Source organism: Desulfopila aestuarii DSM 18488 (assembly GCF_900143695.1).
GTDB classification, from domain to species: domain Bacteria; phylum Desulfobacterota; class Desulfobulbia; order Desulfobulbales; family Desulfocapsaceae; genus Desulfopila; species Desulfopila aestuarii.
This window is the reverse complement of the sequence record NZ_FRFE01000069.1, coordinates 1-6,656: the sequence shown is the minus strand read 5'-3', so window position 1 is coordinate 6,656 and position 6,656 is coordinate 1. Positions and strand designations below refer to the sequence as shown.

At 49.0% G+C, this 6,656-nt stretch carries 8 protein-coding genes; 4 read left to right on the top strand and 4 right to left on the bottom strand.

Translation table 11 applies throughout. The features are described 5' to 3' along the window. A partial coding sequence (locus BUF15_RS25965) for a site-specific integrase (protein ID WP_143170901.1) occupies positions 1-282 on the top strand: 282 nt, incomplete at its 5' end. Between the two features lie 311 nt (positions 283-593). Here BUF15_RS25965 and BUF15_RS25960 read toward each other — a convergent pair. Genes BUF15_RS25960 through BUF15_RS25945 form a run of 4 tightly spaced genes read right to left on the bottom strand, consistent with a single transcriptional unit; the run spans position 594 to position 4,195 of the window. Continuing rightward, positions 594-1,205, bottom strand: a complete 612-nt coding sequence (locus tag BUF15_RS25960) for an FmdE family protein (protein ID WP_073617228.1) — start codon at positions 1,203-1,205, stop codon at positions 594-596. A gap of 35 nt (positions 1,206-1,240) precedes the next feature. Further along, positions 1,241-2,020: an ABC transporter ATP-binding protein gene (locus BUF15_RS25955; RefSeq protein WP_073617226.1), complete on the bottom strand. Its 780-nt coding sequence runs from the start codon at positions 2,018-2,020 to the stop codon at positions 1,241-1,243. After that, positions 2,017-3,087, bottom strand: a complete 1,071-nt coding sequence (locus tag BUF15_RS25950) for a FecCD family ABC transporter permease (RefSeq protein ID WP_073617224.1) — start codon at positions 3,085-3,087, stop codon at positions 2,017-2,019. The genes BUF15_RS25955 and BUF15_RS25950 overlap by 4 nt, the downstream gene beginning before the upstream one ends. A gap of 1 nt (position 3,088) precedes the next feature. Continuing rightward, on the bottom strand, positions 3,089-4,195 hold the full coding sequence (locus BUF15_RS25945) for an iron ABC transporter substrate-binding protein (protein WP_073617222.1): 1,107 nt from the start codon (positions 4,193-4,195) through the stop codon (positions 3,089-3,091). A 728-nt stretch (positions 4,196-4,923) separates the two neighbouring features. Between BUF15_RS25945 and BUF15_RS25940 the strand changes: the two genes are divergently transcribed. The 3 genes from BUF15_RS25940 to BUF15_RS27965 all read left to right on the top strand — a co-directional run. Further along, complete coding sequence (locus BUF15_RS25940) at positions 4,924-5,733, top strand: DUF2092 domain-containing protein (RefSeq protein ID WP_073617220.1); 810 nt, start codon at positions 4,924-4,926, stop codon at positions 5,731-5,733. 15 nt (positions 5,734-5,748) lie between these two features. Beyond that, positions 5,749-6,231: a hypothetical protein gene (locus tag BUF15_RS25935; RefSeq protein ID WP_073617218.1), complete on the top strand. Its 483-nt coding sequence runs from the start codon at positions 5,749-5,751 to the stop codon at positions 6,229-6,231. A 231-nt stretch (positions 6,232-6,462) separates the two neighbouring features. Next, a partial coding sequence (locus BUF15_RS27965; protein WP_234981263.1) for a hypothetical protein occupies positions 6,463-6,656 on the top strand: 194 nt, incomplete at its 3' end.

Here is a 6,656-nt window from a genome sequence, read left to right as displayed (position 1 = left end):
TATGTAAAAGCCACTGATATCGGCAACAATGACCGAATTTTTCCCATTTCTTACGTTGCCGCTTGGTCTATGGTGAAAAAAGCAGGCAAACTGGTCAATATCGAACTGCGTCCACATGATCTCCGGCGTCATGCGGCAACTTATGCATCAAGATCTGGTACTCCCATAGAAATCGTCAGCAAGGTCATTCTACGGCATGCAGACCTTTCAACTACTCAAAGGTATCTTGGAAAGGTAAATGACACTGAAGCGATCAGATGGATTGAGACACTTTATGGATAGGCGTGCCTCAACGGGTGAGGATTGCTCCTTGCCCGTTGAAAGCAACAGTAGGCACCTCAAGTTGTAGTTTTGCTGCACTTTTGAGAGTCTTTGGAAATCTTTTCCTTGCAGTTGCTCCATTTTGGTACAATTATAGGTTGTTGGCTGATCCTCACATGTCAGGGATAGTCTTAAATTGATTTTTTTTTTTTCTTACACTGATAAGATTGCCAAAAAGAATATCTTTGGAGGTAAAATTGGAGCTATCACTATCCTTCCAACCATATCCGTTGCGGACCATAGAGAAAACGCTCCTGGTCGGTTTTAAAAAATTAGACCTTCTGCTCGACCTTGGCAAAGCAGGGAATGCAGAGCGTGCGACCGGAAAAGCGACGGGTTCGTGACTCCATGGTATTTTCACCGCAATCCTGACAGACCAGGCTTTCCAGTATTTTGGCAGGTCGGGGTGCACGCTCGTGTAACTGCTGCACGGTAAACAATTCTTCAATCGGCAGCGTCATCAGCCGCTTCTGCATCTCCTGACGCAGCTGCTGCAGCCGCTCCTGTTCTTCACCGGTTATGGTTTTCTCTACACTCTTTGCCATCAGAGCCGGCATCTCACCATCCAACTCGCCGCGTGATTCCGGCCGGAACACAAGCCGAATCCCTTTGTCATTTTTTCGACTATAGAAAGCGAACGCCATCTTGCCGTAATCACGATGTAGAAAATTCCCTTTGCCATAGGTGCAACCGGTTAAATACTGGATGCCATCCACTCCACACATATCTGTCTCAGCCACACAGACCAGATCGGCCGTTCCAACCCCGGCCATTTCACTGAGGGCAGCCTCCGCGGCCCGGATACCAATGGCCAGCCCTGGACAGCTATGGCCGTGAAAGCGAATTGTTTCATCTATCAGGTGTTGCTCAAACGTACAGCTCATATCTTTCTCCTCATCGTTAAATATTCCTCTACTGTTCAGCAGCAATGAACATTCTGGCCACTCTCTTGCGGTACCACCAATGGATGACCGTTAATATTGTGTATTTCCACCGCCAACCCATAAACGGACTCTATCATCGCCGCTGTTACCCGACCAGTCTCCAGATGACTGAAAACCTTGCCGTCTTTCAGCATCAAGACGCTGTCCGCATAGCGCATAGCCTTGTTCAGATCATGCATGGTCATCACCGCACCGAGACCATGCTCATCGACGACCCGGCGCAGCAGGCGCATAATGTCAATCTGGTTCTTCAAATCCAGGGCGCTGGTTGGCTCGTCTAAAAGCAGCAGCTTCGGCTCTTGTACCAGAGCTCTAGCAATACAGACTTTCTGCAGCTCTCCTCCACTCAATTGATCGATAAACCGTAAGCTCTTGTCTTCGAGATGGAGATGCCGAATGGCGGCCTCGACAGTTTCCAAATCGTGGTCACTGGTACGCCAGCGAATATGTGGCTTGCGGCCCATGAGCACAGCATCGAAAACTGTCAAGCGGGCGGTCTCACTCTTCTGGGCCACATAACCGATCCGGGTAGCAATATCTATAGGTCGCATACGGAGGACATCCACCCCCTCAACCATTACCGCACCAGCCGAAGCACGGTGCATACCGTTCAAACATTTCAGGAGGGTTGTCTTACCAACCCCATTGGGGCCGAGAATGGCAAGCAATTCACCAGGGCGCACCTGAAAATCAATTTCCTCAAGAATTGCATACTCTTTATAGGCGAAATGCAGATGACAGGTCTCGACAATCATTTTCGACCTCCTCGCAAAATTAACCAGAGAAAAACAGGTGCCCCCAGAAAAGCAGTAAGCACCGACACCGGCAACACATGAGGCGCCAGCAATAGCCGGGCGACCGTATCCGACGCCAAGAGCATCAAGGCCCCACCAACAAACGCCCCTGGCAGCAGAAATCTGTTATCGGAACCGATTATCCGCCGGACCATATGGGGAACCACCAGCCCGACAAAACCAATGATCCCGAGAAAACCAATCACCGTTGCGGTGAGTACCGATGCCAACAGCATGCCCACCGTCCGCACCCGGTCCACCCGCACCCCAAGCCCTTTGGCAGTCTCCTCTCCAGCATCGATGGCGTTATAGTTCCAGCTATTAACAAAAAAATAGAGTGCCACAACGGTGACGACAATCGACATGCCGAGTAATTCCTGCCAGTTGGCCCTGGCAGTATCACCGAAGGTCCAGAACACCATGGCGGCGAGTTGAACATCGTCGGCGAAAAACTGGAGCAACATGGTGCCCGCAGTAAAAAACGAGCCCAGCGCCACCCCGGTAAGCACCATCACCTCCGGTGTCGCTCCCCGCATCCTGGCGATAGCCACAATCACCGCCGCAGCCCCAATACTGAAAACAAAGGCGGCAACGGTCGTAAGGTAAGGATTGGTGATCTGTACCGAACCAACACTACTTGAGGTCATGATCCCACCGCCAAGTACCATGACCCCGACGGCTGCACCGAAGGCGGCAGCGTGGGCGATACCGAGCGTGAAAGGTGAGCCGAGCGGGTTACGGAGAATAGACTGCATCACCGCCCCGGAAAGGGCCAGGCCTGCCCCCGCCACCATGGCCGACAACGCCTGGGGCAACCGGATATTCCAGACAATGATCTCGATCTTTCGGGCTGTCTCCATGCCGACCAGGCTTCTTGCAACGTCCACCAACGGAATGCGGGCTGCACCAAGCGAAATGGAGAGGAGCAGAACCATGAAAAGTGCGCCCCCTAGAAGGACAAGGAACAGGACTTTTCGTCCTATGTATTGTCGGTATTCCTGCGGTACCCTGCCATCGTGAAAGTGCATGTCACTCTACCGGTATATCTTGGAAAACATAATGATAAAACTTCGCATCGAGTTCCGCAAAAACCGATTTTCCGACGAAGAAGGTGAAAATTTCATCAGCCTTTTGCCGTGGATCAATATCGGTAAAAAGCTCCGGATAGAGCAGTTTACCGACATAGAAGGCATCAGCGAGGATTGATTCGAAATTCTGGTTGTACCAGTTATATGGCAACAATCCGAAAACCTTACCGGTCTTGACCGCAGAAAGCGTTCGGTAGGAGGGATCACTCCGCAGCTCAAACAGACCGCCGGCCTTGTCGCCGAGCTGAAGCGTCGAGAGGTCGAGAAAGAGATAATCAGGATTCCATTCCACGATTTTCTCCTTGGCGATAGTGCTATTGCTGACCTCTTTGGCGTTGGCATTTGCTCCGTCCGCAAGATTTTTCGCATTGACGAGGCGAAATGGTGGATAGGTCGGTTCGGTCGATTGGAAACCGTGGGGGCCGGCATAAGCAACCCCGCCAAGATAGACCGACGGCTGCTGCTCTTTGGGGATGTCGCTGGTTCGATTTTTAAGTTCTGTCATCTGCGTCTCAAAATAGGAGATCACCTCTTCAGCACGAGGTTTCGTGTCGATCACCTCAGCCATAATCCGCAAGGAGCTATACAGATCGTCTTTCAACCCTGCAAGGTTACCATATTTGAGTGCAACCACCGGAATGCCGGTTTTCTGCTCTAAGGTTGCTGGATCTGGGCCGACTGTTCCTTTACCGGTTCCCACCAGCTTCAAGATCACCTCCGGCAGCGGGTCAAGGGTCATTATCAGCTCTGGGTTATCTTTTCCCCGAAACTCGCCAAATATTGGTAACTGCTGGAATTGAGGATTGGCAATCGCGTAGGGACGCGCATCAAACTGACGGCGCCTTCCCTCGATATCATCTACTGCCACTACCAGGTGCTGTCCCCCAAGATACGTAAGTAACCGAAGACAGCCGGAGCCGGAACAGATAACCCTCTGCACCTTGTCAGGCACAACAACCAATCGTCCCAGAGAGTCTGTAATTTCTCGGGCTCCAGCAATATCTACAGAGACGGTCAGTATTGCGAAAAAAATGACGATGAAACGCATAACGCCCTCATTGTAATAGTTGTTTAATTGCAGTTTGCTAGCAGAAAATTTTACGCCGCGGTAACACATATGTGAATTAAATATTACGCGCATTCGTTTACTAACCCTCCCGCCACAGGAAGTCAACACCATATTTTCAAATTCGTATTACCGAATAGAAATTGAGCAGATTGAATTGACTACAATTTCTCTGGATTCTGGAAAAAAGATATCGCAGGAATCGGTATAGCAGTATGTAAATATGCTGGTATACAACAAGAATAGAGCGACAATGAAACTCATTCGATAGTCAGGCTGACAGCATGGGGACCAAATCATTTTCGCGATGTAAATTAATTCTGGACCTTACCATTTGAGATTTCCAAATAATATCTCATCAAATTTTTAATATCTTAGAATTGAACCTTTTTACTGCTGCTTTCAATGGGCGAGGAGCGATCCTCACCCGTTGAAAACAACAGTAGGCACCTCAAGTTGTAGTTCTGCTGCACTTTTGAGAGTCTTTGGTAAGCTACAGTCTGTTGTTGCTCCATTTTTTTTCAACCTATTTTATCTCTCGAGTGACACTTTCATAACACATTCCTGAATTAGCTATACAGCAGGTGGCACCGAGGTTATAATTGTAGCAGAACATATAAAATGTTTTAATCATTTGCAAATTCAGTACTTCCAGTATTGTAATCACACTGTTTCTTCACCGTTCAACATAAAACCAGATGGAGAAAACCATGAGCAATCGATGGCGAAGTCGTATCGGGATGCTGTTGATTTCAGCACCGTTTCTGATGCTTTCCACAACGGGATGCCTTGCTGCCCAACCTGCAGCTTCCGAAGTGGAGGATGAAATACTAATCCAACCCGAGGCAACAGCAGCTCTCACCGAGATGGGCAATTACCTCAACTCACTCAAATCGTTTACGGTGATTTCCGAAATGTTAATGGATGAGGTTCTTCTCACCGGCCAGAAGATTCTCGTCACGGGTACAACGAAGTACAGCACCCGGCTGCCCGATCGGCTGCAGATCTCTTCGAAGATTGAGGGGATCGATCGTGATCACGAATATTATTATGACGGTAAAACTTTTACGATCTACGGCAACCAGGACAAATACTACGCCTTATTCGATGCTCCTGATTCCATCGGCAAGTTGCTGGACATCGCCCAGGATCAATACAATATCGAAATCCCGTTGCGTGATCTGTTCTACTGGGGCACCGAAAAAAACCGAATGGTGGATGTCCAGTCAGCTACCTTTATTGACCAGAGCCGAATCAGCGGCACACTATGCAATCATTACGCCTTCCAGCAGGAAGATGTCGACTGGCAGATCTGGATCGAAGATGACGACACACCGCTGCCGCTTCAACTGGTCATCACCAGCAAACTGGAAAACGGCCAGCCCCAGTACATCTCCACTATGACCTGGGATGTGGCACCGCAGTTGCCCGACGGTACCTTCGTGTTCACTCCGCCAGAAGGAGCGCATAAAATTGATATTGCTGTTTTTGATGACCCTGAAGAATCAACACAACAATAAGCGGAGGATAACAGCATGCAAACCCGATCACTTTTTTTTCGCGTCAACACCGCTCTTGTTGTTTTGTTATTTTTTTTCACTTCCAGCGTCATGTTCCCCACCCTCGCTGATGCCCGAAAATCGGAAAATCGCACCCGAACCTCCATCCATAAAAGTGGCCACAAAGGAGGCTCCAGGGATCGTCGGCCCAACAGGGACATCAAACGGAAGACAAACATCAATGTGAATATCAGGAATGACAGAGGATATCGTTATGACGGCCGCCGTCATCACTACCACCGCGATTATCATCGCCATAATGATGTTGGCAGAGCGCTCGTTGTCGGAGCGATTGCCGGTCTGGTGGTGGGCTCTGTCGTCACGGCGGCTTCCATGCCGCCCGCCTGTTCCGATGTCTATGTCAATGGATATCCCTACAGACAATGCGGCAGCACATGGTACCAACCGCATTATGCCGGCAGCCAGGTCAACTATGTCGTGGTCAGTCCGCCCCGGTAAATGAACAATGACAACGAACAGATTCGCTTAAAAGAACAGTCTGCTTTTGTGAAGCTCTTTCAACCAGCGTGAAATTTCGTGAAGAAAATATACACGATATGAGCCTCTTGCAAAAAGACGTGCAATAACAGAATCAGGGAGTATTTTGATTTAACACGCTGAAATAATAGAGCTTCATGGCATTTCCTGGTATAGTTTTGTATCCAGCAAAACCAATCCAAGGAGAATGCCATGAAGCTCATAGACACGATATCATGGTTGATGGGACGTGTCCAAGGAAGTCTATTTCCTCATCTAAACCAATGCTTGCCAACACCGTTAACTGAACAGGAGGAACGATTGGTATCAATTCTGGAACTTGTCCAGGTTGAACGATATGTACCGAAAAATATAACCAATTATCGTTATCCGGGGCGAAAGCCTCT

Coding starts and splice junctions, on each gene's coding strand:
- BUF15_RS25960 (WP_073617228.1), bottom strand. CDS start 1,205: ATGAGCTGTACGTTTGAGCAACACCTGATAGATGAAACAATTCGCTTT.
- BUF15_RS25955 (WP_073617226.1), bottom strand. CDS start 2,020: ATGATTGTCGAGACCTGTCATCTGCATTTCGCCTATAAAGAGTATGCA.
- BUF15_RS25950 (WP_073617224.1), bottom strand. CDS start 3,087: ATGCACTTTCACGATGGCAGGGTACCGCAGGAATACCGACAATACATA.
- BUF15_RS25945 (WP_073617222.1), bottom strand. CDS start 4,195: ATGCGTTTCATCGTCATTTTTTTCGCAATACTGACCGTCTCTGTAGAT.
- BUF15_RS25940 (WP_073617220.1), top strand. CDS start 4,924: ATGAGCAATCGATGGCGAAGTCGTATCGGGATGCTGTTGATTTCAGCA.
- BUF15_RS25935 (WP_073617218.1), top strand. CDS start 5,749: ATGCAAACCCGATCACTTTTTTTTCGCGTCAACACCGCTCTTGTTGTT.